21 protein-coding genes and 1 pseudogene are annotated in these 26,726 nt (G+C 45.0%); 16 read left to right on the top strand and 6 right to left on the bottom strand.

All coding sequences use genetic code 11. From position 1 onward, the window contains the following. Positions 1–90: 90 nt before the first annotated feature. Positions 91–741: an MOSC domain-containing protein gene (locus tag ABWV76_RS04950; protein WP_353375399.1), complete on the top strand. Its 651-nt coding sequence runs from the start codon at positions 91–93 to the stop codon at positions 739–741. Positions 742–1,433: 692 nt separating this feature from the next. Beyond that, entirely contained in the window at positions 1,434–5,033 is a 3,600-nt protein-coding gene (locus tag ABWV76_RS04955) for an amino acid adenylation domain-containing protein (protein ID WP_353375400.1), read from the top strand. A gap of 160 nt (positions 5,034–5,193) precedes the next feature. Here ABWV76_RS04955 and ABWV76_RS04960 read toward each other — a convergent pair whose 3' ends face one another. The 3 genes from ABWV76_RS04960 to ABWV76_RS04970 all read right to left on the bottom strand — a co-directional run bounded on the left by ABWV76_RS04960 (position 5,194) and on the right by ABWV76_RS04970 (position 8,282). After that, positions 5,194–6,429 (bottom strand): MFS transporter, encoded by a 1,236-nt coding sequence (locus ABWV76_RS04960; protein ID WP_353375401.1) that lies wholly within the window; start codon positions 6,427–6,429, stop codon positions 5,194–5,196. Between the two features lie 177 nt (positions 6,430–6,606). Then, a complete protein-coding gene (locus ABWV76_RS04965; RefSeq protein WP_020415370.1) occupies positions 6,607–7,905 on the bottom strand; it encodes a type II toxin-antitoxin system HipA family toxin in 1,299 nt (432 codons plus the stop codon). Continuing rightward, positions 7,899–8,282, bottom strand: coding sequence for a helix-turn-helix transcriptional regulator (locus ABWV76_RS04970; RefSeq protein WP_353375402.1), 384 nt, complete (start codon positions 8,280–8,282; stop codon positions 7,899–7,901). Before ABWV76_RS04970 ends, ABWV76_RS04965 begins: the two co-directional genes overlap by 7 nt. An 801-nt stretch (positions 8,283–9,083) precedes the next feature. Between ABWV76_RS04970 and ABWV76_RS04975 the strand changes: the two genes are divergently transcribed. From ABWV76_RS04975 to ABWV76_RS04995, 5 genes are all read left to right on the top strand, one after another. Further along, a complete protein-coding gene (locus ABWV76_RS04975; RefSeq protein ID WP_040629505.1) occupies positions 9,084–9,935 on the top strand; it encodes a S1 family peptidase in 852 nt (283 codons plus the stop codon). A 64-nt stretch (positions 9,936–9,999) separates the two neighbouring features. Further along, on the top strand, positions 10,000–10,302 hold the full coding sequence (locus ABWV76_RS04980; RefSeq protein ID WP_353375403.1) for a DUF1330 domain-containing protein: 303 nt from the start codon (positions 10,000–10,002) through the stop codon (positions 10,300–10,302). 239 nt (positions 10,303–10,541) lie between these two features. Then, entirely contained in the window at positions 10,542–10,967 is a 426-nt protein-coding gene (locus tag ABWV76_RS04985; protein WP_282950626.1) for an MAPEG family protein, read from the top strand. A 224-nt stretch (positions 10,968–11,191) separates the two neighbouring features. Then, on the top strand, positions 11,192–11,623 hold the full coding sequence (locus ABWV76_RS04990; RefSeq protein WP_353375404.1) for a GFA family protein: 432 nt from the start codon (positions 11,192–11,194) through the stop codon (positions 11,621–11,623). A 130-nt stretch (positions 11,624–11,753) separates the two neighbouring features. Beyond that, on the top strand, positions 11,754–12,560 hold the full coding sequence (locus ABWV76_RS04995) for an amidohydrolase family protein (protein ID WP_353375405.1): 807 nt from the start codon (positions 11,754–11,756) through the stop codon (positions 12,558–12,560). 142 nt (positions 12,561–12,702) lie between these two features. On the opposite strand, the gene hmpA is transcribed toward ABWV76_RS04995, so the two are convergent. Beyond that, a complete protein-coding gene (gene hmpA / locus ABWV76_RS05000) occupies positions 12,703–13,887 on the bottom strand; it encodes an NO-inducible flavohemoprotein (protein WP_282950623.1) in 1,185 nt (394 codons plus the stop codon). 550 nt (positions 13,888–14,437) lie between these two features. On the opposite strand from hmpA, the gene norR reads away from it, so the two are divergent. The 6 genes and pseudogenes from norR (at position 14,438) to ABWV76_RS05030 (ending at position 21,350) form a co-directional block, all read left to right on the top strand. Beyond that, a complete protein-coding gene (norR, locus tag ABWV76_RS05005) occupies positions 14,438–16,009 on the top strand; it encodes a nitric oxide reductase transcriptional regulator NorR (RefSeq protein ID WP_353375406.1) in 1,572 nt (523 codons plus the stop codon). A 51-nt stretch (positions 16,010–16,060) separates the two neighbouring features. Then, complete coding sequence (locus ABWV76_RS05010) at positions 16,061–16,327, top strand: hypothetical protein (RefSeq protein WP_020415381.1); 267 nt, start codon at positions 16,061–16,063, stop codon at positions 16,325–16,327. A gap of 666 nt (positions 16,328–16,993) precedes the next feature. Continuing rightward, positions 16,994–17,101, top strand: a pseudogene (locus ABWV76_RS05015) (IS66 family transposase); the annotation flags it as partial. A gap of 478 nt (positions 17,102–17,579) precedes the next feature. Then, complete coding sequence (locus ABWV76_RS05020; protein WP_353375407.1) at positions 17,580–18,863, top strand: hypothetical protein; 1,284 nt, start codon at positions 17,580–17,582, stop codon at positions 18,861–18,863. Continuing rightward, positions 18,860–19,645, top strand: a complete 786-nt coding sequence (locus ABWV76_RS05025) for a transglutaminase domain-containing protein (protein WP_353375408.1) — start codon at positions 18,860–18,862, stop codon at positions 19,643–19,645. Before ABWV76_RS05020 ends, ABWV76_RS05025 begins: the two co-directional genes overlap by 4 nt. A gap of 880 nt (positions 19,646–20,525) precedes the next feature. Continuing rightward, complete coding sequence (locus tag ABWV76_RS05030) at positions 20,526–21,350, top strand: hypothetical protein (RefSeq protein WP_020415384.1); 825 nt, start codon at positions 20,526–20,528, stop codon at positions 21,348–21,350. A gap of 104 nt (positions 21,351–21,454) precedes the next feature. Here ABWV76_RS05030 and ABWV76_RS05035 read toward each other — a convergent pair whose 3' ends face one another. Further along, positions 21,455–23,632 carry a heavy metal translocating P-type ATPase gene (locus ABWV76_RS05035; RefSeq protein WP_353375409.1) on the bottom strand — a complete coding sequence of 726 codons (2,178 nt, stop codon included), beginning with the start codon at positions 23,630–23,632 and terminating at the stop codon, positions 21,455–21,457. 219 nt (positions 23,633–23,851) lie between these two features. On the opposite strand from ABWV76_RS05035, the gene ABWV76_RS05040 reads away from it, so the two are divergent. Beyond that, positions 23,852–23,980: a MerR family transcriptional regulator gene (locus tag ABWV76_RS05040; protein WP_353056927.1), complete on the top strand. Its 129-nt coding sequence runs from the start codon at positions 23,852–23,854 to the stop codon at positions 23,978–23,980. A 553-nt stretch (positions 23,981–24,533) separates the two neighbouring features. On the opposite strand, the gene ABWV76_RS05045 is transcribed toward ABWV76_RS05040, so the two are convergent. Beyond that, positions 24,534–25,115 carry a TetR/AcrR family transcriptional regulator gene (locus ABWV76_RS05045; RefSeq protein WP_353375410.1) on the bottom strand — a complete coding sequence of 194 codons (582 nt, stop codon included), beginning with the start codon at positions 25,113–25,115 and terminating at the stop codon, positions 24,534–24,536. 113 nt (positions 25,116–25,228) lie between these two features. Here ABWV76_RS05045 and ABWV76_RS05050 point away from each other — a divergent pair, with 113 nt between their 5' ends. Continuing rightward, a complete protein-coding gene (locus ABWV76_RS05050) occupies positions 25,229–26,371 on the top strand; it encodes an aromatic ring-hydroxylating oxygenase subunit alpha (RefSeq protein WP_353375411.1) in 1,143 nt (380 codons plus the stop codon). Positions 26,372–26,545: 174 nt separating this feature from the next. Next, positions 26,546–26,692 carry a TetR family transcriptional regulator gene (locus ABWV76_RS05055; RefSeq protein WP_083922857.1) on the top strand — a complete coding sequence of 49 codons (147 nt, stop codon included), beginning with the start codon at positions 26,546–26,548 and terminating at the stop codon, positions 26,690–26,692. The last annotated feature ends 34 nt before the right edge of the window (positions 26,693–26,726 follow it).

Consider the following 26,726-nt stretch of genomic DNA (forward strand, 5'->3'; position numbering starts at 1 on the left):
CACCTTCAAAAAACCAAGTGTCAAGTTTCCGAGAATTATGATAGAAGAAGCTCCTTAGGGTGATGAAATCGAGCGATCAGTAATAAAGTTATGAAAATTGTTTCCATCAATGTTTCCAAGAAGAGGGTTGTTGAATACAAAGGTGAGCCGGTCACCACCGGTATTTTTAAGAAACCGGTGAAAGGTAAAGTGCTTGTTAGTAAAGGCAATCTGGAAGGGGATGAACAGGCCGACCTAAAGCATCACGGCGGCGTTGATATGGCCGTTTATGCATTTGCCAGTGACCACTATGAATATTGGAAAGGAATTCTGGACAGAAGCGAATTACCTTATGGAGCTTTCGGTGAAAATTTAACGGTGACCGGGCTTATCGAAGAAAAGATTTTTATTGGTGACCGGTTTCGTGTGGGAGATTGCCTTCTGGAGGTGAGCCAGCCAAGAATCCCTTGCTTTAAGCTCAATATAGCATTAGACAGTGATAAGGCCGTTAAACTATTCAAAGAGTACTTCAACACAGGTGTATATTTCAGGGTACTTAAAGAAGGCTATATCGGGCAGGGAGATGAACTCAGGAAAGTAAAGGAGTTAACAGGCTCTATTAGCGTAAAGTCTGTGTTTAGGGCTCTATTTGACAAAGAGTATACGCGTAGTAAGCAGATTCTTGAAACTGCTTGTCAATTACAATCCCTTTCTCAGGAGTGGCGAGAAAAAGCGAAAAAACGTTTAAAGCGGATTAGTTAGCCCAATGCCCAGATTTTTTTAAATAATCCTCTTGTAAAATATCCTGAACCGGCAGCCGCTTTGCAGCAGTATTTTTACTTGCTTTACCAGGTGACTTGCTTATCTAACTGTTACAGGTTTTCCTTTCCTATATCGCATCATTAGTTGCATTTTTTTAAATAAGTTCCCTGGGTAATATGGCTAATTAGGCTTGAGGTATGGCCAAGTGGATCGTGAAAGATTGTAAAGGGATCTTTCCACAGCAGTAGGAACCGTGTAACTTTTTTCATATCGACATAAAAAATAAATAGAAAATTATTACAGTTGGGCTGTGTGAAGAAGGTGTTGTGTGAAGAAGGTATTGTAAATGGTTGAGCTTGTAATATTTAGTTCAATGATCAATCAGAAATTTAGCCTAAAGCCCTTTTGCCTATATATTCCTTATTTTCACTGCAGAGTTATTCCAGCTTGCTTGATTAAAAGATAAAACTATGGTGCAAGAACAGTAGATTTCACTTAATAATGGTGTTTGTATCACTTTGTGCGATACGTCATTCGTGATTTTTAATTAAATATTACCCTTTGGTTTGTGGATTTGGGTTTAGAGGAGGTATTTCTAAAAATTGGGAAATTTATGACCAAATTTGAAAGACATTAAATTGAATTGAAAGTTAATTTCCAGATATTTAATAAAGATATAAAGGTAAGATTCTGTGAGTAGTCCAGTTAAAAATTCCAAAATACAGCCCCAAACCGATATTTCAGTCTGCAGTTTGATCACACAGCAAATGCTGGAAGCCCCTGATCGATTAGCCATTATCGATGGGAGAGCCAGTGTGAGTTTTAAGCGTCTGCTTCAACGGGCCAGTGCGATCTCAGCTGAACTTGAGATTCGTGGTATTAAGCCCGGATCTTTGGTTGGGGTATGCATGAGCCGCTCCTGGGAGCTTGTGGCAACTTTAATTGGCGTAATGCGAGCGGGGTGTGCCTATGTACCTTTAGACCCCGCCTACCCTCAAGGTCGCATTCGTTACATGCTGGAACACTCACGTGCTTTGGCGGCTATCGTGGATAATGATAGCTCTGCTGACCTATGTCGCGAAGTGGGTGAGTTAATCTGGCTCGACAAAGTGAGCGACCAAGGGGAGGAGATTTTAGATAGTCATGCCAGGCCATCAGCAAATGACTTGGCCTATGTTATCTATACCTCTGGTTCTACTGGCAAACCAAAAGGTGTTGCAGTTGAGCATCGGTGTATTGTGGCAATGTGTCACTCTATGGGTGAGTTGTTCAGTGAGAAGGAACTCCAGGGAGTATTCGCAGGGGCCTCAGTCTGTTTCGATACTTCTGTAATGGAAATATTTGGCGCCTTGTCACTCGGGGGCACGGTAATACTGGGTAAGAATATACTTGATTTGCCAAACCATCCGGCAGCGGATCAAGTAAGAACCTGTGTATCTGTGGCATCGGCAATGCAGACATTACTAGCCACTGAAAAGTTACCCGAGGGGCTTCAGTGCCTGGTATTTGGTGGTGAGGCGTTAAAGCGATCCCTGGTTGAACAGGTTTATTCATTGAAACCTGGGCTGCGTGTATTCAATGCCTATGGCCCTACTGAGGATACGGTTTACTCAACAATTACCGAAGTTGAACCAGGCATCAAGGCGATTACGATTGGAAAATCAGTGCCAGGTTCCCGTGCGTATATTTTGAATGAGTCCATGCAATCGGTTTCTTCGGGTGAAGCCGGTGAGTTGTATCTGGCTGGAAGCAAACTGGCAAGAGGGTACTTATATGATGAAATTCTCACTAAGGAGCGTTTTATCGAGAGGGAATCTAGTGACCTTATCCCGGATCGCCGCTTGTACAGAACGGGAGACCTGTGTCAGTGGACGGAAAATGGTGAGATAGAATTTCTTGGTAGAGTTGATCAGCAGGTTAAGGTCAGGGGGTTCCGTATTGAGCTTGAGGAGATAGAGTCGACGCTTGAGACTATGCCGGGTATTGAATCTGCTGCAGCGGCCGCCGTAGATGGTGGCATTGGTCAGAAAATGCTTGCAGTCTACATTGTTAGCCGGGACAAAACGATAACAGATACAGCCGTTAAAGAGTTCCTGGCGCAGCGGCTTCCGAAATATATGGTTCCCCAAATCGTGAGGCACTTAGAAGCATTACCTGCGTTACCCAACGATAAGCTCGATCGCAAAAAGCTGATGAAACTAGAGGAGAGCTATGCTGGGTTGGGATCAAGTGTTGATACTGAGAACAGTTCCAGTGACTTGATGCAACGCCTGATCGGTTCCAGCTCAGAACAGCAAGCAATTTTACTGTCGATTATTCAAAGAGAGGTGGCCATACTCCTTAATTTTGCAGATCCAGAAGAAGTATTACCGGAACAATCTTTTTCTGGCCTCGGTCTCGACTCTCTCACAACCCTGGAATTGGCTCGGCGTTTGAGCAATAACCTGGGCCGTTCGGTTGCTTCCCAGGCGATTATGACTTACGCAACCCCAAATGCCCTGGCAAACCACATCCTTGGTAGTTTGAGTGATAATTCAGCTAAGGATTCGAATGAAAAAGTGAATCGTGCAGCATCGGATTCACTTGCCAGCTTCCAATCGCATATTCAGTCTAGCCATCCGACTTTCCAGGCTGCAAAAGCACCGTCCTGGTCTGCGCTGGATAAGAGTAAGCTGGTGCAAGAAGTCATGTATATGGTGAACGACCAGCGCCGAAACCCTTACAGTAAAGTGCTGCGCACAGGTAGTGCCACTCGGGGCACAGTGAGTGATGTTTACAATGATGAAGAGCAGGAAGCAATAATCTGGACAACCAATCTATATCTTGGTCTGAACCGGGATAAGGAAGTTATGGAGGAAGCCGCTTCCGCGGTAGCGAAGTTTGGCACTGGGATGGGTACTTCTGCCGCTGCGTCAGGTCTCACAGATCTCCACCTGGAGTTCGAGACTGAGTTTGCAGAGCTGGTAGGAAAACCGAGTGCATGCTTATTCCCTACAGGGTATACCGCCAATGTTGGAGTGGTTGCAGGTCTTCTTGGTGAAGACGATGTGGTGGTTATAGACCAGCTTTGCCACGCATCTATTGTTGATGGTGCCCGTCTCTGTGGCGCAACAATCCGGACATTCAAGCATAATGATGCCGCCGACCTGGAGTCTGTGCTTGAGTCAGAAGTATCCCCATACCGTACGGTCCTCGTTGTTTTGGAAGGCGTATACAGCATGGGGGAGGGCGCCGCACCGGTAGCCAAAATTGTTCGTACAGCAAAGAAATATGATGCGCTCGTTTTGGTGGATGAGGCGCATTCCTTCGGATTCTATGGTGAACGTGGAGCGGGCATTTGTGCCGCGCAGGGAGTTACCGACCAGGTGGATTTCATTATGACGACGCTCAGTAAGGCGCTGGGCAGTCTTGGTGGCGTTATTGCCGCGAAGGAAGAGTATGTAGATCTTTTGAGGTCATCATCAAGAGCTTATATTTTCCAGGCTTCGATCAGCCCTGCAGATATTGCCGCGGCACTGACGGCTTTGCGGAGGCTTAGCACCGATGATGGCTTACGGGAGCGGCTCTGGGATACGACACGCTATATGCGGCAGCGGTTCGAACAAGCCGGCTATGATCTGGGGACAGGAGATGGGCCTATTGTTACGCCGCACTTTAGTAACAAAGATAAGCTGTTTGCAATAGTGCAGGAGTTATATAAACGCGGTGTCCAGACATCGGCGGTTACCTATCCCATAGTGGAGAGTGGGCGTGGCCGGCTCAGGCTTATTTGCTCAGCAGCCCATACGAAAGGGGATGTGGACAAGACCGTTGAAGCCCTGATCGAGGCAGAGCGGGAAGTTGATAACTTATTGGTTGCCACAAAAGAAAAAGCTATGGACCCGAGCATAGCGCAGTCCGAAGTGGAAGATTGGGCGAATAATTTCTCCAGCTATCTTAAACGATCATTAGCAGGAGGCTCAGCCCCAACTCCAAACCTGGCTATGTCTGTAAGTGTCACTGACCAGTCTGAGCCGGTAAGGATTTTGTACTACGACGGAAATGTGACCTTAAGTGATCATAAAATATCCGGCCTGCCTTCCTGCTCAATGCTCCTAAAAAGTAGCGATGCAGTTTCCGCCTTGCACTCCTCCGATGTACAAGGGTTACTGAAAAGCATCTGTGCAGGGAGTTGTGTTTTAAATGGTCAGGTGGAGGCATTTATTTGGTTTATCGCGCGCATGGTTGATCTGCGGCGGGGCTCAAACGAGTCAGCAGCTAGCCGGCTGCCTCATGAGCAAGTTGTCTGCTAGTTGAGTCGAAAATTAATCTGGATGATTGGCCCTAGCAAATACTGCGGGGCCTCTTTTGGATGCGTTATTGGCATCCATGCCCCATATGGCTCCAGGTGCAGTTGTAGCTTTGACATCTCACTCTTGAGGAAGCTTTCATGAGACGTAAGTTACTGATTTCTCACTTCTCCACTCTGGCTAAGTTTTGCCAACCCAGCTGAATTAGTAACAGGACCAATATTGCTGCGGCAGCAGTGATAAAAAATGGCAATCGAATATTCAATTCCATCGCTCCCCCACCGACCAGGGAAATCAGACTTGCTACCAGCGTAAAGCCCGCGGTGGCTATTCCCATTACCCAGCCCTGTTCAGTTTCATCGACGCTATTGGCAAATGTCTTCAAGAGGGCGGGGTAGGCGAGCCCAAAGCAGAGATAGGCAAAGAAAATGCTCAAGTAACAAAGCCAAATTTGATTACTGAATGCAAAGACTAAAGCGCTGCCTCCCATAACCAAGGCAGATAATTTGATAACCAATGGCTTGCTCCAGCGTGATAAGACTGGCTTAACCATAAACAGGCTGGATATCGCCACAGCAATGCCCATAGTCAGCATGGCCATGCTGGTCACCAGCAAGCCTGCCTGGAACCGGCTACTCAAGTAATTGGCGATAAAGATATAAAAGCTGAGATGTACCAGCATAAAGCAGAGGTAGGCGGGGCAAAGCCTGATTACCCCTGGGCGGTCTTTTAAATGTATGAACTGTGTAAAGAGATCCAGGAATCGCAGCTTAAGCTGCATCGGCGCCTTTCGGCTGTCATGGAAGAAGAGCAAGATTAGGCATAGGGTGACGGCGACAAGCACTAGCGCAAAGTAGAAGGGCAGTTGAATGCTGGCGATATTCCCCAGTAGTTCTCTATCTGCCAACAAGCCAGCCATGATAGGGCCGGCAACCGCGCCGGCACTCATGCCGGCCACTAGAAGACCCAGGTTCCTGGAGGCTTCCAGTTCTGTCTTGCTGGCATCAATCATTGCCGCCTGCGCTATAGGCTGGTTGCCTGCAGTGAATCCGCTGACCACTCGCCCCAGGATCAGGAGCCAGAGGCTGCTGTTAACCAGAGAGAGGATAGTTATTGCATAACCAACAAGAGCACCTATCAGGCATAGCACCATAGCATTCTTGCGCCCAATACTATCGGATAGCTTTGCGATATACACAGAGCCGACAAACCAAGCCAGAAAGAAACTACAGATAACGACGCCATAATATAGATGCCGTGTCGCCTGGGGCGTATCTGTAGGTAAGAACTGGAATTTTGTCGACATAACCAGTTCATTGATAATTGGAAAAAGGAGTCCCTGGCCCATTAGGTCAACAAATACCACAGCCAGCAGGGCTAAGCGGCACATTGAAGACATGATGGGGGCCTCGCTTCTTGTTCGGTTATCAATTCCAATAACTGAATCAAGATAGCAGTTGGGGTGCTTTGACAGGAGTATCTACTGGAGCGGTAGGGCGATTGCTACTTTGCTTTTTTCGGGTGTCGGTATGGTGGAATTACGCTCCCTTGCGTATTTTACTGTCTGGATTATCGATCAGCAGAGTTGTCGCTGGTTTTGGCGGATTTCGATCATCCAGCTTTCGGATACACCAGCGCTTTCAGCGAAGCCCTCCCATTTATTCACGGCTGCTGCTACCTCTTCAACAATATCCATTGGCCGCTTGATGCTGATTGCCCTCCCTACGGCAAGCAAATCTTCTAATTGGAAATTGTCGCGCTTACCATTGATACTCATCTGATGTTGACTGGTCCACGCGCCCCCCGGATTGTGGGCGTAGGTTACATCGAATGCGGGCGACAGAGACCATTCGCCTTCGGGGCCCATCAGGAATGCAATGTTCTTTGTGTGATCATCTTGGTTCCTGGCTAAAACATTGAATACCATTCGGCGATATTGTTGAATCGCTTCATTCTTGGGCAAGTAGAGTTCACGCATAACGCTGAAGGCCTGCTCGTAAGAGTGGGCGCCAGCCATATTGAAATCCAGGTGCGCGATGCCGCAGAGAGATTGCATATGTAGCTTCTTGCCATTCACGCGATCGAAGCGCCGCGTCATGAAATGTGCCCGGCCGTTTTCTTCGAGAAGCTGGCAGTCTGTCATGTTAATACCAGCCTCCAAGGCCATAAGATGGTATGCGTACTCAATCCTCCCGTACCCATCGGTGGCGCCGAGTTCCAGATCCCCGGCACCATCAAATTTCAGCAGCCAGTAGTCGTAATCTTTCGGCGCGGGAACTTGGCCCGAACGTATATCCCCCTCGCTATTCATAGCAATCACCGCTTTTGCTCTGGCGCCTCCAGCACTGGTACCCACTCTTAATATGTCCAGCAATGCCCCGGATTTCTCGGTATCACTCTTTCCAAGTTGGGCGTTCAGGTCAGTTTGCCTGTGGGTAATGGCTGCAGCTAGTTTTACCAGCTCCTCAATATTGAGATCGACAGAATCCTTAAAGCTGCCATCCACCGCGGGCTGAAATTCCAGCGCTCCCATACCACGGGTACCGGTATAGCAAAGCCGCTCAATGGGGTTAAAGCTTTCCGGAGTCCGCCCCTGCCGAGCGAGCCAGGCATCAATAACGGCATTACCGAATTTGTCGGGCAGACAGTCTGCAAGTAGCCCCGGCAGTCCCTTAAAGGTGTCCCGATTGAGTGTGCGGAACATATAGGGTTCTAATGGAGACTCGATAGGCATGGTAATAGGGGCAATATCCAGCCTGCGCTGTAAAAACTCTGGGGCATATTCAAAAGCACCATACCCGCTGTCGTCCCAATGGACAGCGCCAACTATTTCCCCCCACAGATGCACTACTGCAGTATTTGTTCGATTTACCATTCTGGCTTATCCCTCTTTTTAATGTTTCTTGCCGGGGTCTTGGGGGTGCCTTCATCAGCCCCCTCTTTAAGGGCTTTAGTGGCGCCAGAGGCTCTGGCTCTTTGCCGCTGCTTGCCATGCATAGCAAGTTGCATGGGACTAACAGTTGGAGCTGGGAGGAAAGCTTCCAGTGCATCCAGCCGTCGAAGCACTCTCAGTGCCGCAACCAGGCTGTCGAGCCTGCCGCGACCAGCCTCTAACCCTTTGATGGTGGAGGTAGATAAGCCGGCACGCTCAGCCATATCATCCTGGGTGAGGTTCATCCGCAAGCGGTACTCTCTGAGCCTGTTGCCCAGCGTATAGAGTATCTGTTTATCAGACTGTCCGTGGAAGGCCATTGTAGCTGTTATTCCATCTGTAAGTTACTAATCAGCTGTTTAATAGCTGCTTTTTGATCTATTAGCACAAGTTAAAGTTATATGCTATTAGTAGTTAAAAATCCACCTTTTAACTAGCTTAAAATTAAATTATAGGTGGAGAAGCGGCTTTTATTCAGGGTAAAGGTCAATGCCAGGGGTAAAATCGATCTCGATACCAATGTTCATAATTAAAAGTCGGGGCAGCCTCTATCTATGGTCCTCCGAAGATCCTCGTGCAGGTGAAGGTGCTTGGGGCTACTTCAGGAGGAAAAGAGCTGTAGATCCTGGAAAGGGCTTTGAGCCTTACGAGATGCGTAAACAATGATGTCAAGGAGCTTAGTCTGTTCGCGCATTGTTCACCTGCAGCAACTCCTTCCTAAGAAGCGTTTAAGCTAAGAGGGTTTAACTATAACCTGACCTGGATGGTACTTGTGCACCGTATGAAAATTCAATCTGGAGTCAGCCAGACAATATGTATCGATAAATAAATATTTAATTTTTAACTTAGAAGCCAATATTATTCGTGGGTAGGTTATTCATCTGTAGAAGAAAATATTCTTCGAGTATAAAAATTCGAAGTTCCCAAGGCTATGAATAGCTTAGAAGATACTAAATAGATAGTTATTTTTATATATCAACTTGTGAACAATTTGTACTAAGTATGGTGGGTTCCCAGTCAAGTGGAGTTGGTTATAAAAATTTAGGGAAAAGAGTGAGTCTTCGAGTAAGCTTAATAGCCGCCTTGATAGAGACGAAGTAGAAAATATGGATGTGAAAAAAATGAAGTACGTACAGGAATACATTTTCTTAGTTTTGTTTTCCCTGTCATCCACTGTCAGTGCCATTGTTATCCGTGATGATATTGAAGATGAGAATTACCAAGTACCCACCTCAATACTGCCAGCATTGGCCGACTTTCCAGGAGAAGGGCACGGGGTCCTGATTTTTCCTCAGTGGGTTGTTACCGCGGCACATGTGACCTGTTCGAAACATCCTAAGGAGATCAATATTAATAGCCGGCCGCGTAAAATTGCGTCCGTATTCGTTCATTCTGGGCACAAAATGCTTCCCGAAGCCCTTATCAAAGAGGCATTAGCTACAGGTGAAGGCATTAAGTTACAGGAATTCCTCGCAATGTCAGATGATATTGCGTTAATCAAGTTGGAAGAGCCAATCAATGATGTGGAGCCAATCCCTCTCTATCGTGGCAATGACGAACTTGGTAAGACTATCCAGTTAATCGGCAAGGGAAGCACGGGTAATGGTAAAGAGGGGCCAAAACCCAATAGCCCACATCGAACTTCTTTGCGTAGAGCCTTCAATGTTATCTCCAGTGTTGATATGCGCTGGATTTCCTACACATTTGATTCGCCAGCATCTGCTGTTTCACTTGAGGGTATGGCTGGCAATGGCGATAGTGGCAGCCCGGTTCTTATCGAGGAAGAACAAGGATGGCAGCTTGCTGGTCTTGTTGCTTGGGTTTCCAGCAACAGGGATTTGCGCACGTATCACGGTGGGCGTTATGGCGATAGAGGAAATAACGTTCGCATCTCTCACTATATAGACTGGATCGATAGTACTATATCTGCCGATGAGCAGGAGCGGAGTTTAGAGTCGGCCGAAGATAAATGATTGGTTCCTATGATAATGGGAAAAGGCCTGACGGTGATCTGAGGTTAGATTTGGAGTAAGTATAATGTATGAGATGTTAGTAGGCCTGGAAGTAAGTAATGATGATATTTACCAAGCGTATCGCGATGCGATGACGCCTATATTAGAAGCGTATGATGGCTCATTTGGATATGATTTCAGGGTGTCAGAGGTGTTGAAGTCTGAAAGCAGTTTGGAGATTAATCGCGTATTTACGATCAGGTTTCCAACTGAAGAGATGATGAGCAAATTCTTCTCCGACCCTGAATACCGAACTATAAAGGAAAAGTACTTCGAGTTATCAGTGCAGAGCACTACGATTATAGCCGGTTATGAGAAGCATATTTAAAAGAGCAAAATAATTAATTTTACCTCGCAACACTTGGTATAGCTCAGTATATTAATGATTAAAGGATTAGCAATATAAGAGAGTTGGTCTTCAATGGATAAATAGACCAGCAAACTGGAGATGCGGATAACTAGTAATTGTTCTGGTTGGAATAGTGCCATACAATTTTGGTGTTTGTTTAGTAATGTTGTTATTAAGTAAATGATAAATTTGTGAATTAGAGGATGGCCGGAGAGATCATGGAAGCAAATATTCAGTTAATTCAGCCGATAATAGCGCTAGTGATTTGGTCTCTGGTAATGTGGCTATGGATGTACGCTACGAGATTGCCAGCTATTGCCGCTATGAAAATGAAGTTAGATCCCGAGGCACCAGTTGGCACTCAAATGTCGAAACTTCCGCCAAGAGTTCGCTGGAAAGCGGATAATTACAATCATCTACTGGAGCAGCCTACTGTCTTCTATGCCATTGTGCTTTCTCTAACTTTCCTTGATGGAGCTACAGAGGTGAATGTTATTGCTTCTTGGCTGTATGTTGGATTGCGGATACTTCATAGTCTTGTCCAGGTCTTGTGGAATAAGATTGAAATTCGTTTTGTTATTTTCTTTTTATCCAATATTCCATTATTCATTTTAGCTTTTAGCGCGGCAAAAATAGCATTCTAAAGGGAAAAGAAAAATAGGTGATTTGAATAAGCTTATTGCTAAATCCGGTTGCTACTTCTGTTAGGTTATTATTCTTTCTGGCTGTATATAGAGCGGTCTATTTGGGTTGTGTTTACACTTTGGATAAACCATTTTAACCAATGAAGTGGTAAATGGTATCAAAGGATATACTTAATTGAATTTTCCCGGTTAATTGTGGTGCTACATATATACAGGTAAATTATATGATTGATGAAAATGCAATTTCAGTCGGTGGTTGTTTATGTGGAGCTGTACGATACGAGGTGAAAGGGCCGCTGCGAAACGTAGTAAACTGTCATTGTGATATGTGTCAAAAGCTACATGGAAACTTTGGTCCCCACACAAAAGCTCGCAAAGTTAATATTAAGATAACAAAAGATGACGGGTTAGCTTGGTATAAAACATCAGACATTGCTCGCAGGGGGTTTTGCCGGGAGTGTGGCTCAGGGCTTTTTTGGGAGCCGTATGAGCTTGATGCAACTGGAATTATTGCTGGATCATTGGATGGCCCAACCGGGTTGAAAACCATGGGGCATATATTTGTCAGCGAAAAGTCTGATTTTTACGATATTGAGGATAAACATCCTCAGTTTCAACAGTCATCAAATGGCCAATTAGTTAACGACTATAAGTAGGCAGATATTGTAACTATGAATGATGTGGTTTAGTACTTTTACCGCACTACAAACTTTGTAGGATTATGCAAGGAAGCATTGGACTCCATAGAATACTTAATAGCAAACCTAATATAAGGGAGCTGCTACTATGACGACAGTAATTGATGTATGGGCTCAGCATCCAACAAAGCGTTTTCTTTCTGAGCCCTTTTTAGATACATTGAAGAGGTGGACACGACAAGACTTTGAAGAGTTGCCTCTGGAGTGGACATTGCTGGCGATGGAATCAGCGAATGTCTCCAAGGCGCTTATCTCTGCTTGGTATGGTCCTAGCGGAGCATTGATTAGTAATGAAGAAGTTCTTGCAATAACCTCGACTCACCCAGACAAATTTTCTGGGCTTGCCTCAGTTGATTTGAGAAACCCCATAGAGGCAGTTCAAGAGTTACGTAAATATGTCTGTGAGCATGACTTTAAGGGCTTGCGCATCGTGCAGTGGCTGTGGGAGCTTCCATGTACGCATCCCCTTTATTATCCACTGTATGCCGCTTGCGTTGAGCTGGATGTACCTGTTTGTTTGCAAGTTGGGCTCACAGGCCCCTTACGCAGTTCTGAATCCGGTCGGCCTATTCATATCGAAAGAGTAGCGCTTGACTTCCCAGATTTGAAGATAGTTTGTGGTCATATAGGTTATCCTTGGCATAACGAGATGATCGCTTTCGCCACCAAGTTTCCAAATGTGTATATAGATACTTCTGCATATAAACCTAAGCGATACCCCAAAGAGTTGGTTTCATTTATGAAGGCCCATGGCAAGAATAAAGTGATGTTTGGCACTAACTACCCGATGCTGACACCGGAAGCCTGCATGAAAGAGATGCATCTGTTGGAGCTGGATGAAGAGGTATCGGAGTTTTTTTTGTATAAGAATGCTGAGAGAGTTTTTAAGCTTTAGTCTGTCCGCTCTAATGACGTCGGCTTTTCAAGACTTCACCTGGCGGTAGCCTGCCTGGTTAGCGAGTTCCAACAGATGAAGCCATTGTAAGCAATCGTATAGTTTAGAATGCAAAAGTGATTTTATGCTTTACTTTTATTTTCTATATATCACTATGCGGACCAAACACTTCATAAAATATCCTACCGGAATCAACTCCTAGCTCCATAAGTTGTTCCTTAATATTCTTCATGAAACCTGTTGGGCCGCATAAATAAAAATCGCCCTGGGTAATGGGCAGCTGTTCCCGGATAAAATCCAGATGCATAAGTCCGGAAAAGCTGTTTCCTTTAGCGCCTGAAGCATACCAGTAGTAGTGTTTTATGTTTGAATTGACTGAAGATAGTTCCGCAAGTCGTTCCTTGAACGAGTGTTGCTCTTCTTTCTCGCAGGCATGCAAGAACGTAATTTTCCTGTCTGGCTCTTTTTCATGTATGGATTCCAGCATGGAGAGCAAAGGAGTTAGGCCGACACCTGCAGAAATCAATACAATTGGCTTTATTGAGTCTTTTAGAAAAAATGCGCCGCTTGGTGGGTAGGCCTCCAGGATATCCCCAACCTCCACAGTTTCATGTAAGTAAGAGGAGACAATACCATCTCTAGGCTGGCTTTCTCTTTTTACGCTGATTCTATAGGTTGCACTATTGGGTTTATCGGAGAGTGAATATTGACGGATCTCAAGGTATTCATGTTTTGGAGGTTTTACCCGAATTCCCAGGTATTGGCCAGGCTGATAATCAATTACACCATTTCCATCCTCTGGTCTTAAGAGAAAGCTGGTAACCAGCTCAGACTCTACGGTTTTATCCTCTACAATAAACTGCCTGGGGCCATGCCAGCCTCCGAGGGTATTTCTTGAGAAGTCATAGAGTTCATATTCTCGTTCTATTAGTAACTTCGCAAATAGGTTATAAGCTCTTTGCCAAGCATCAATAACTTCTGAGGTGAATGTATCCGGCATAACCTCCACGAGAGTGGCAAGCAGATGGTCTCCTACGATTTCGTATTGCTCAGGCTGAATAAAATAGCTGGTATGCTTTTGAGCAACCCTCTCAATTAACGGATCCAGGGCTGGAAGGTTGTCAATATTCTTTGAGAAAGTTGATATGGCACTGAAGAGGGCAAATGGCTGTTTACCACTTTCCTGATTACTCATATTGAATATATTTTTTAACTCAGGATTGCAGGAGAACATTCTATTGTAGAAATACTTTGTGATATCTACACCTGCACTATCGAGTACTGGACTTGTGGCTTTAACAATTTTGATTTCTCTAGATGTCAACATGATTTGCTCCTATATACATCTAACGGAAAATTTATCGTGGACAATCCGAAACAGAGGCATTAGTCCAATGCCTGTAAAAATTGCTGATAGTTGCGTTCAGCCAATAAGTGAGAAAGCGGCTACTTATTTCACCTCTAAAGAGAGGCTATATTGTGCGACGCAGCGGCTTATGTATCCGATTTTTATTAGTGTCGCGCTGATCACCATAAAGATATGGCCAGCGACTTGTGCCGGAAGGGAGAAATAGTGGGACATGGGGTAGCAGATAACGACAGTTACTATCAAAAAAGGAACTGACAGTAGAAGGGTCAGATTGCCAGCTTTGAGCAGAAGTTCGAAGCGTCTGCGCAGGACAGGGTTTTCAGTGTCGAGCATTTTTAACCTCTATGGCAATTTTGGTTTCGCTATATAACTAGCAAGCCCCATGCCAAAAATAAAAATGCTTATAAATCAATAAGTTGAAGATTTTTTTCGGTTTTAACATGTCATTATGACTTGATAACTTTATGTGTCATAATGACCTCAATAGATCATATGGACCTATGCATGTATGACAGATATCAACGCCAATCTCCTGTTGGAAGTCGCATTGGATCTGGCTAATAGCCTGAACAACAGCGACCGCTTTGAACGCCTGCTCTCTACTATCCGCAAAGCCATCAAGTGTGATGCCGTGGCCCTATTGGGGTTAAATGAGAATGTACTTACCCCCCTGGCGGTACAAGGGCTTGCCAGAAGAACGCTTGGCCGCCGTTTTGTAGTCAATGAACATCCGCGCCTTGCCCAGATCTGTGCCTCAGAAAATCCAGTTCGCTTCCCATCAGATTGTGATTTGCCAGACCCTTTTGATGGCTTACTACTGGATAGGGAAGGGGACTTGCCGGTGCACTCTTGCATGGGTTTGCCCCTGTATTCTGATAACCACTTGGTGGGCTTGCTAACTCTCGATAGCATGGCTTCAGATGCTTATGGCCAAATTAGTGACAGAACCCTTGAGTTGATAGCAGCCCTTTCTGCAGCAACACTAAAAACAGCTTTGGAATTAAAAGAGCTTTCCCTTTCTGCAGAACATGCAGAACAGTTGGTAAAAGAACTGACACAGGAGGCTTTTCTACGAGATGGTGGGGAGCTCATTGGAGAGAGCCAAGTCATGAAAGCCCTGCGCAGTGATATTGAGCTGGTAGCAGGTTCTGACTACAACGTCCTGATCCTTGGAGAGACAGGTGTCGGCAAGGAGTTAGTGGCTCGCACTGTACATAGGCTCTCTTCTCGCAGGGAAAAACCACTTGTTTACCTCAATTGCGCATCCTTAACGGAGACTCTGGCTGAGGCAGAGCTTTTTGGACATGCAAAGGGCGCTTTCACGGGGGCGGATCGCGAGCGGCCAGGTAAATTTCTTCTGGCGAACGGTGGAACTATTTTCCTTGATGAGGTGGGCGAGCTACCTTTAGCTGTACAGAGTAAATTGCTGAGGGTGCTGCAAAGCGGTGAAATCCAGCCGGTCGGTAAAGATACAGTCCAGCATGTCGATGTCAGGATAGTTGCTGCAACAAACCGGGAGCTGTTGAAGGAAATAGAAGACGGAGGTTTCAGGGCCGACTTGTATCACCGTCTTTCTGTATATCCACTGGAAGTTCCACCCTTATCACAAAGAGAGAATGATGTTCTGTTACTGGCGGATTACTTCCTGGAAAAGTCCCGTAGAAAGCTGGGCTTTCGTCAACTCAGATTGTCGGCAGAGGTCTCACGTAAATTAAAGCGTTATGGTTGGCCGGGGAATGTAAGGGAGTTGGAGCATATCATTAGTCGTGCAGCCTTGAAGGCCAGAAAGGGCTCCTCTCCGTCAGAGATTGTATCGTTAACCGCTGCGCATATAGAGATTCCTGACGATATCATGGCACAGCCAGAGTTTGATAAACCGGCTCAACCATCGCTGGAAGTTGTGAATCTCAGGTCTGCGACCGAGGATTATCAGCGCGATCTTATAAAGCATACGCTGACTAACTGTGATGGGAATTGGAGTCGAGCTGCAAAATTGCTTTCTATGGATAGAGGAAATTTGGTTCGTCTTGCAAAACGATTGGGCGTCTATATCAAGAAAGAGGTTGTGGGCGGAAAGTGATGTTATGATTGCGTAATATAAATCTCACTTTTTTACAGTTAAGAGAAAGGCATGAATAAGGATATTACGTTTTCAATGGCTATTGGATTGCTAGCTTTATTAGTTGGCGTGGTGACCTTCATGTATAACTGGCTTATTGTCGGTGGTGGTTGGGAGTATTTTGGAGTCTTCCTATTTCCAGGGAATCTAATCTTATCTCTGTTCACAGAAGAAATAGATTTTTGGCCAAAGTTTGCTTTACAAATGAGTGGCCAGTTTTCAGTAATTTTTTCTGTTGCTTACTTGGCGAGGCGGGCTTTGAAGGAAGTCGTCAGCTAATAGAGTGCTCATAAGCTCTTTTTAAAGTTGAGTTGTTAGTGCTGCTAATTAAATAACGGTTTGAATTTTTACAGAATCTTTATTGTCTAATAGGATTGGGTGAGAGCAAGTAAGTTACTCACTTTTTGCGAGTAATTATAAAACAATCCTATTCGGCGACACACAATATATCAAATAAGTGCCAGCTAAATCAAAAGATGGAAAGGGGTTGGTCTCTACATCTTTTATTAAGCTAGATGGTATTGTTGGCTTTCAAAAAGCGGGTATTTCTTGAGGAAAGCGTATCTGGGCATAACAAATTAAATATTTTGTGAATTCTTTTAAAGATATACTCCTATACGCTCAAGTTAAAAAGACAATTACATTTTTAATGAGGATGAATGGCTGCAATGCTGTAGAGCTTTTGCTCCGCGAAGAGACGATTAACCCAAGTCATTGTAGTACACACACTCGACGCAAATTTGCACCAATTTCCAAGTCTACACAGAACAGGCGGACTGGCCAAGCAGGTTATGTACTTTTATAGGAAACTATATCGGATAGATTCAAAAGCCGAAGGTGATAGCTAACTGCAAAGCAGTGATGTGATTTACGACAGGAGGAGTCCAGGCCGATTGCGGCTATCAGTAAAACAGGCTAGATGAAAAGTAATCAAAGCTACTACACAAGTCTCCACTCAGTAAAGCCATAGAATACTGCCTAAAGCACTGGAAAGGACTTTATGAGCTTTTGAAGGGTGGCCGCACCGAAATCGAAACCAATTTGACTGAATAAAAAATCAAACCCTTCGTAAGGTATCGAAAAAACTACCTGTAAGTATCTTCACTCGAAGGGGTTGATTCAACTGTACTTACACTTTAGCTATTTTGCAAATAGCCAAGATCTACGGTATTGCTACATATAAGTATTATGTGGAAGTACTTGGAAAGTTCCACGCAATCAGTCTGTAGAGAGCTATGAAACATTACTACCCTGGAATTCTAGCCTAACAAAGTTGGGCTGGGAGAGTCGGATTGATATTTTCTGCTAGCTATATAAACTATTGGCGACCCCCTTTCTTGCTAGGCATCCTTTGAATGTACCCTCAATCTTGTAATTCCTGAACTTCAAATACAATCTTATCCTGCGAGATGGTAAGATTGCTTGCAATACATTGTATAGCCGCACTCAAGTTTGTACGAATTTCACTCATAAGTGATTTCTACTACTTGAGTAACAACTAGTTAAATACAACTAAAATAGAGAACTAAGTATGAACATCAAACTAATGCCAGCTATTACTACTGCTATTTTGCTGGCTGGCTGCTCTGCTACACAAAATACAGAGGATTCAAAGCCTAATGGGAATGATAAAACGGGTAGTTCATGGGGAATTTTAAGTTTAGATAATCTTCCATCTTGGATTCAAGATGAGATGCTGAAAGATAAAATTGTTGATAATAAGTCTTCACTTGAAGTTGAAAGTCTTAATTTCAAAAGAGAAATTTTAGGTAAGGTTGCGGCTTCAAAAAATAGTGATGGAACCTGGTATTACCTAATTGATATTGATACCTCTGTCCCAATTGAGTGTTATATTTTTAATGAATATGATGGCCCAGCAAATTCTCTTTATGGGTTGATTGATAGCAGCCTGGCTCAGGCTGAAGAGCTTAATAATAAATCACTTTCAGCCCGTTTTAACTATGCTGTTGATGTCGGCATTACCGAGAATACACCTTATCTATCACTAGATACCCTTTATTTTCTTGGCGAAAAAAGTGAAGCTGTAGCAGGGTTAATGAAGGGCTTGTCAGCGGAAGTTGATGGGAACCTACAGGTCTGTCTGCATAATCAAATGGGATACCACCAGGCTTTTGTTGATGTTTTTGAATCATTTATAGGCGTATCCACAGGAAACAATCAAAGTGCGGAGTTCTTTGAGTCTGTTCATCAGATGAAGCTTAATGATATATCTGTTGGATATAGCTATGAAAAATATACTACAGATGATGAAGGTGATATCAATATTCAAAGCAGAGCCGCCTTTATTTTCCCAGTAGATGCCAGCTCTATATCCGCTTCAGACTTTGTATCTTCTTCCTGGAGTAGGCCGGATGGTTATTTAATTAATGCTTCAGAATATTCAATTGATAATGGTGAGCTGACTTCACATTATTCAATTAAGAACCAAAATGATAAGTGGCTGGTAGGAGGTGAATTCCAGGGCAAAAAGATCAATTCTGAACTGGATTATACCGGTATGTTATTGTCAAACTTTGGTAGTTATCTTCAAACAGCCCACTTAAACGTGTCAGATCAGGATTCTGCTGAATTTTATATGTGGCTATCTGATGCGGACCCTACATCAGCACAAAAAGTCCTGGTAAGCAAGCTGGCTGATAACCCCAGTGCAAACTTTAAAATGGATATAGGCCCGATTGTTATGAAATTTACCGCTGAAGACAGTGGGATTTTCAAGCAGGGAACTATGAAGCAAGGGCCGCTTGTGCTGGATATGGAATTACTGCATGTAAAAGGTGAGCCTAAACTGCCATGAAGCAGTTTTTTCCGCTCCTATTAACTTTGTTGGCACTTGATGTAAATGCACAGAGTGTTCCATCCTTTGCTGAATTGAGCACAGAGCTTGCAACTGATCAGTCTCTGCCTCTTGCTGATACTATTCACTTTGAGCTAGTTTCACCAGAGGCACAAAGGATTGCTACAGCTTTGTTGGATTGGAAGGGCATCACTGTTGAGCACATTAAAGGTGAGTCCTTGTTTATTACCATGAGAACTAAGCCGAACTTTTTTGGTGAAGTTCATGCAAAACATAGAGAGAATAGTTTTGTAATTGACCTGGATGAGGAGAGTACAAAGGATTTTACTTCCGGCTTTACAAGTGGAGTCAGTGAAAATTGGACATTAACAGAGCTAGAATCATATGTAGATGATTATATTGAATATCCTACATATATCCATGGCTTTAATATAGCTTCAGTGGTGGCTACCCAACGTAGCGGCGACTGTACGGAGTATGCAGTGCTTACTACTGCACTTGCTCGATCATTAAATCTTCCTGCAAGAGTTGTTTTAGGCACCGTAATACTTGAAGATAAAGAACAGGTAACGTCTTTTGGCCATGCCTGGGCGGAAGTATGGCATAAAGGCCAATGGCATATTCTTGATTCAGCCTTATACCGCTCTAATGCAGTTCGGCATTTTTATTTGCCGGCAAGTGAGCTGGATAAAGAAGGGCCAGGGTTTTCTTTATCATTGATGAGATCAATTCAATTGTTTCCACAGAGAATAGAGAATATTAAGGCAGTTAAAATTAATTAAATGTTATCTGTTAGCTTATCTATAAGATTTATTTCATGGTAAAATGGCCTGATCAGTGAGCTTTGCTGATCAGGCTTTTTTATATGTACTCCAGGTTTTTCTGTCACTGCGAGAGAATACTCAGTATAGCTTTTGGACTAGTGCGAAGTTACCATTCGCGGTCCAAATTTATAGGTTCCATTAGCGTCCCGCCTGCTGATACAACGGATGCTCTGAGCGGCAGGCTGATAGCTGTATAGTTCTGATTTGTTGATATTCAGCTCCATAGCAAGGTTGTAAGTCGGTTACTTCGAGATTGCCATGGGTAATGGTACTGGCCGTACACTTCAACACAGAAGATGATCTTGCCGAGATCGACGGCGTGCTTAATCTTATTACAAATTGCTGGCGTTAGGCTACTAACAACGAATACCGGTTTAGCTAAATAAGAACTTTGGGCTTGCTTTATTTAATTGTCGAATGCCGAGCTATCTCTAGACAGCCAGTATCGATATCCTCCAAAAATTTTATTGTCTGTTATAGTGATTTTAATGGCACGATAATTTCAACGGGCGATATTTAATACATTAGTAAAACCACTGGGAATAAAAATTGATAAGGGGGCAGTTGTTAAGTAATCAAGATGCTTATACTAAGCTTCAGTGATTTGAATCCTTGGTAAAAAGATACACGATTATATTTTGGTTATCCTGAGCGGTGATCCAAATTTTACTATCTTGAAGTCAAAGCTGTCTTGTTTTGAGTGCTCCCTAATTCTTAGAGGCATAAGCGCTGTATTTTTTGATGTAAATAAAAATTTTTGAGTCCATTATTGAAATGCGGCCTTACTTCTCTATATTCATACTGTCAATTATATGCCTACTGTTCTGGAGAATATTCGATGAGTAAGAAATATAGAGGTGGCGCTAATATATTTATTTTATTGTTTGTCTTATTGCTATCCTTTGATGTCTTATCAGGCGAAGCTAAATCGTTTTATTCAAAGTTTGATTTTGGTCAAAGTTCTGAGGGTATCCTGGCTTCATATAAATTGGGGCATTCAGTATCTGGTCAAGAAATTATATATATTGATTATATTTGTGTTCCCGGTGATGAAAGTAAGCCTTGTATACTGGACCTGAATGGTAACTTTCCAACTGTCGAGTATGTAATTGAAGAGGGAGCTTATTTGCATGAAGTTCGCCTCTCTGGGCAAACAACAGTTGTGACCATGGGAGGAGGCCAGATTACCAGCTCTATTCAGGTATTTAACAATTCAGAATTATTTCTGCTGGGTGGAGAGATAGTATCGGTCAATGCTAGGAATACCAGTCGCGTAGTATTAGATGGCGGACAGGCATCAATTGCTCATGCATATGATAGCTCAACGATTTATAGCACTAGTAACTCACCCACAAGATCTCTATTGTCCTACCAGAATGCGTCAATCTATATCTTTGGAGCAGACTACGCGGAGGGTGAGCAGGTTCAACTGTTCTCTTTTGATAATTCAAATTTAAACCTATATGGCGAGAGATTTATCTATATATTAAGCACTAACGGTTGTGAATGGTCTGATAATAATCCTCCGGAAGGTGACCCGGGCATTTATACCAATATCTCTGGACAATGTCTTTCTGTAGGAAGGATAAGTGGAAGCCAGGTATTTATTACATCCACAGCAACAGAGAATGGGGAGGTAAGGTTTATTGACGTTGAGTCATAAACTAACTCCTGAAGGGTAAACTTCATCCGTCCCTAAGCTTTTGGGATGGATGAAGTTTAAAGCATATTACTAAGCCGAGTTTGTATATCGGATTCTACAGCAGGTCACTTCCGCATCAATCGCAATCCATTGAATACCACCAGCAGACTGGTACCCATATCCGCAAACACTGCCATCCACATGGTAGCTTCTCCAGCAAAGGCGAGGATAAGAAATATCGCTTTGATGCCGAGAGCAAGGACAATATTTTGCCAAAGTATATGGGCCGTGGTGCGTGACAAGCGTATAAAACCAGCAATTTTGCCAAGATTGTCATCCATTAAGGCAACATCGGCGGTTTCTATAGCGGTATCTGTACCTGTAGCTCCCATTGCAAAGCCGATATCGGCTCGCGCCAGTGCTGGTGCATCATTGATTCCGTCCCCAACCATACCAACTCTGCCATGACCGGCCAGGGACTCCACCTGCTGCAGTTTATCCTCTGGAAGAAGGTTGCCTTCGGCTCGATCGATGCCTACTTCGCGGGCGATGGCGTCGGCAGTATGTTGATTATCACCGGTTAACATTAGGGTTTTCACCCCTAATTCGTGGAGTTCTTCAATGGCTTTCCGACTGGACTCTTTGACGGTGTCCGCAACTGCGAACAAAGCCATTACTCCGGATTCTCCCACCAGCATAACGACTGTTTTGCCCTGGGATTCAAGTTTGCTAAGCAGCTGTTCAAGATCCGGACTACAGACCCCAAGCTCTTCTACCAAGCGGTGATTCCCCAGATAGTACCCCATATTAGCTATTTCGCCGCGAACACCCCGGCCGGCCAGGGCTTCAAAAGCCTCAACTTCATGTAGCTCTGCGTTTTCTGCGCTGAGATATTCTGCGACGGCTTTTGAGACAGGATGATCAGAACGTGAGGCCAGGCTGGCAGCTATAGTTCTGATTTCGTCAGGTTCAGCACCTGACCAGGGTTCGAAGTCGGTTACTTCGGGCTTGCCATGGGTAATGGTGCCGGTCTTATCTAGTGCAATCCAGCGCAGGCGACGACCCTGCTCGAGATAGGCACCGCCCTTAATCAGGGTGCCGTGACGGGTTGCTGCCGCTAGGCCGCTGACAATGGTGACCGGTGTCGCAATTACCAGAGCACAGGGGCAGGCGATTACCAGCAATACCAGAGACCTGTATATCCACTCCATCCAAGCGCCGCCGAAAAAGAGTGGGGGTATTAACGCTGTGGCTAAGGCTACGGCAAACACGAGGGGTGTGTACCAGCGGGCAAATTGGTCGACAAAGCGCTGCGTCGGCGCGCGGCTTCCTTGGGCCTCCTCTACCGCATGAATAATCCGGGCCAGGACAGCATCATTAGCGGCAGCGGTTACTTTGTATTCGAGCGCGCCAGATTCATTAATGGTCCCCGCAAAAAGTTCATTGCCGGCCGTCTTGTCTACAGGCAAGCTTTCCCCGGTAATTGGGGCCTGGTTAACTGCAGAGTTGCCTTTTACAACCTCCCCATCAAGGGCGATACGCTCGCCAGGTCTTACCCTGACAATGGCTCCTAAAGGTACCTCTTTTGCGCCGATCTCACGCCAACTTCCATCATCCTGCCGTACAGTGGCTGTTTCCGGGGTTAGGCTCAGTAGCTCCCGGATGGCATTTCGAGCGCGGTCCAAAGATTTTGCTTCAATCAGTTCTGCCAGGGTAAATAACACCATTACCATGGCCGCTTCTGGCCAGTGTCCAATTAATATGGCGCCAGTGACCGCAATTGACATGAGCGCATTCATGTTCAGATTGAGGTTCTTAAGCGCTATCCATCCTTTTTTGTAGGTGGAGAGGCCACCGCCAGCAATGGCAGCCAGAGCCAATACAAATACTAACCAGGTATTACCGCCTTGCAGCCAATACGCCAATTCTGATGCCAGAGCTGCAACGGCTGCGGCACCAAGCAACCACCAATTGGCCTTAGCGGCTGGAGGGGCACCCTCGGTATCTTCCTCGGTAGCCAGCCTGGCATCCAGGTCGAGTGGCGTTAATACATCCAGGATCGTCTGCTCCATGCCAGGTGCATGGCCGACCGTCAGGATTCGCTGTACCAGATTGAAGTCGAGGCTGTAGATCCCCTGAATACTGGAAAGCTTGGCGCGTATCAGGCTTTCCTCGGTTGGGCAGTCCATCTTGCCAATGGAGAACAGGGAAGATTCTCCTTCTTTATTGACTGTACTATTGCCGGGTCTTTCGAGTGGCTCTGTGGGCTTTTCACAACCGCAGCCAGTATCGCGCTTTTCCATAGTCAACTCTCGGATAGCTCAAAAGGTGAGCCATTATTACTATCCCTCTAGTAACTATAGAGTCAAGGGGACACCTGCATGCCCGATATGATTGGCGAAGCCAGCTGTGAAGTGGAGGCAGTGCGTTACTACGATCAGGTGGACTCGTTACCGGAACCTGTGCGGACCAGGGATAATTTATAACTTTATTCTGGAGCTCATTTAAAGCAATTTCACTGCATTCGCCACTGCCGTTCATTGGGCATGCCATTGGAAGATACTCGAAATCTGCTCGAACTCAAAGTGCAGCCAATTGAGAATTGCCTGGAAATCAATGAGCTGGTTGATAAAACCTATCCGCCATATTGAGGATCAAATGGATCTGTAGGTACAACTTCGGCAAAGTTTGTAGTAACTACGAGATCAATGTATCGACCTGGAAGCTGCAGGCACCTGTAAAGTCATGCGTATGCTTAGCGATCTCGAATTCTATGCTAAAACAGATTCCCAAGTTTGAAGGGTTTAATTTCGGAAAACTAAGCTACAGAGGTTCATGACTAAGATCTCTTAATTAAAATTCCCTAAGGTGCTCCAAGTGCTCCTGATTTTTTTAGGGAGGCCAGTGATATTAACCAGGTTATAAGGTGGGGCTAAGGGCAATGAGACCGTTCCAGTTAATCACAAATTTACCCAGCGAATAGATGGGCTTTTCTTCGATAATATCGATGCCTACAGGTTTAGAAGGTGCATGGTTCTGCATACGTCTAGATGATGGAAAAACCGTTAAAGCCCTTATTACTCAGATGCTGATAGCGCTTCAGAATGGTATCGCAATGAGGGAAGCTCAGCGTTACCGCCTAGCCTAGTCTGCTGCTTCTCTTGCCTTTACCCTACATAGAGGCAGTATAGCCTTTTGTCGTGATTAGTAAGCGCTCGTGATCAATCTTTCCAGTTCGATCAGGTGCTGTTTTTTTAGTGTCTTGAAGGTTTTTGCAGAGTAGAGCTTTTTCAAGGTGGGTTCAGATATCAAAAAATATTGAACGGCCCCAAGTAATTGGTAGATAAAGGCAAGCGGCTTTATCTCTTGAAAGTGTCCCTGTTTCTGGCTCGCTTTCACCAGTCCCTCTAGATGATCGAGAACGGGCTTTAGAAACCACTGATGGGCGTGTTCGGAGCGCTCTTTATTATCTAACAGCTCTCGCATCAGAAGAAGAATAACGCGGTGGGTTCTTTTGTCGGGTGCTGCCAGTACGTTTAATAAGTTCAACAGCTGTTCTCTGGGAGCTAGCTCATGCTCAATGTTGGGTTTCAGGTCCTCAACCAGATGGGTAACAGCGGATTCAAGTACCGCAGCATAGAGTTTTTCTTTGCTGGGGAAGTGGTGCAGCAGCCCTTGTTTGCTGATAGTCAGTTCGGCGGCGACATCATTGATGCTGGTTCCGTAAAAACCTCTCTCAGAAAAGAGAATTTCGGCCTTGAGAAGTAACTTTTCTCGTGTCTTCATTGAGCTTCAATATGGTCTGGCTAGACAGCTTGACACCTTACCGATTGGTAGGTAGCCTGTCAATAAACTTACCGATTGGTAGGTTCTGATTGCCATAACGCAAGGGATGGAGTATGGACAGACAAACAGAGCTCGATCTTATCCAGCGATGCTGGGGACTGATACAAGATAAAACCACAACCCTAGCGGATGAGACGGCCAACGCTGATACACGACGATACCGCAGCAAAGAGGTGTTCGAGCTTGAGATGGAGCATATTCATCGTCGTTGGCCATGGCCTCTGGTACATACTTCTGAACTGATTGAAGCGAATAGCCTCAAAGCGGTCGAGACGCCACTCGGCTCTTTGATTGTCAGTCGCGATGCTTCAGGCCAATGGCATGCCTTTCACAACAGCTGTCGTCATCGCGGTGCCACACTACTAGGGGAGGGAGAATGCCGGCAGGCAAAACGCATTCACTGCCCCTATCATGCCTGGTCATATACCACAGATGGCGCGTTGGCCTCGGTTCCTGGTAAGCAACAGTGCTTTCCTGATCTTGATAAGTCAGACAATGGCCTACTCGAACTGCCTGTTAAAGAAAAGCATGGATTCATTTGGCTTTGCCCTGATGGGGCTTCGGCTCCAGACCTGGATGAAGCTCTGGAGGGTATGTCGCAGCCGCTAGCGGCCCTGCAGCTCGATCAGCTCTCTGTGTTTGCGCAACATCGCAAGGTTTGGAACACAAACTGGAAAATAGTGGCAGAGGGCGGTATTGAAACCTACCACTTTTCCTATGCCCACAGCGAGAGTATTGGCCCTTATTTTTATAACAACACCGCGGTCATCGATGCCCTGGGACCCCATCTACGGGTAGTAATGCCGACCAAGGCTTTAGCTACGGTGGTGGAGAAACCCGTCGAGCAACAATCCCTGCGAGAATGCAGTCATACATTGTATTCATTGTTTCCTACCTCGGCCTTGCTGATTCAGCATCAGCATATTGACTGGGTGCAGTTCAGGCCCCTGGCCCTCGATAAAACGGCCATCGCTGTTACCACACTGGTTCCGACTGAGTTGCGGGATACCATGCGGGATCATTGGCAGCGTAACCATGATATTACTGTAGCGGTGTTGAATGAGGACTTTGAGCTAGGAGAGGGTGTTCAGCGCTCCATGAATAACGGTGCGCTGGAGCGTATCAATTACGGGAGGAACGAATGGGCCCTAAAGCGGATGAATGGTTTTATTGACGACCTGTTAACGGAGAAATAGTAGGGTTATATAGCGTTTTAGAGAGTGTATTGCCTGGTTTTACAGTCATGTGTACAACTCGGGAAAACTATAATAATTAGGCGCTCTCAGGTGCTGTAATTCTCAGGTGTTGTTGATTTGACCAATAAATGAGGCCCTTTCTCGTCCATTCATCAGTAGAAGCGTCGACAAAGGATTTTATCCGTTGCTAGCGCTGCACTGGAAAGCCATGACCCTTCAGAGCTGATCATGGAGAAGATCGTCAAGGTCAGTCAAGTTTCTAGCAAAACCCTGTATAACTATTTTAATAACCGGGATCTGTTATTGTTGAAGCGGCTGTGAATGGTTGCTGGATATCGAGAGTAGTGAGCAGTTG

Source organism: Microbulbifer sp. NBRC 101763, from assembly GCF_040371615.1.
GTDB lineage: Bacteria > Pseudomonadota > Gammaproteobacteria > Pseudomonadales > Cellvibrionaceae > Microbulbifer > Microbulbifer variabilis.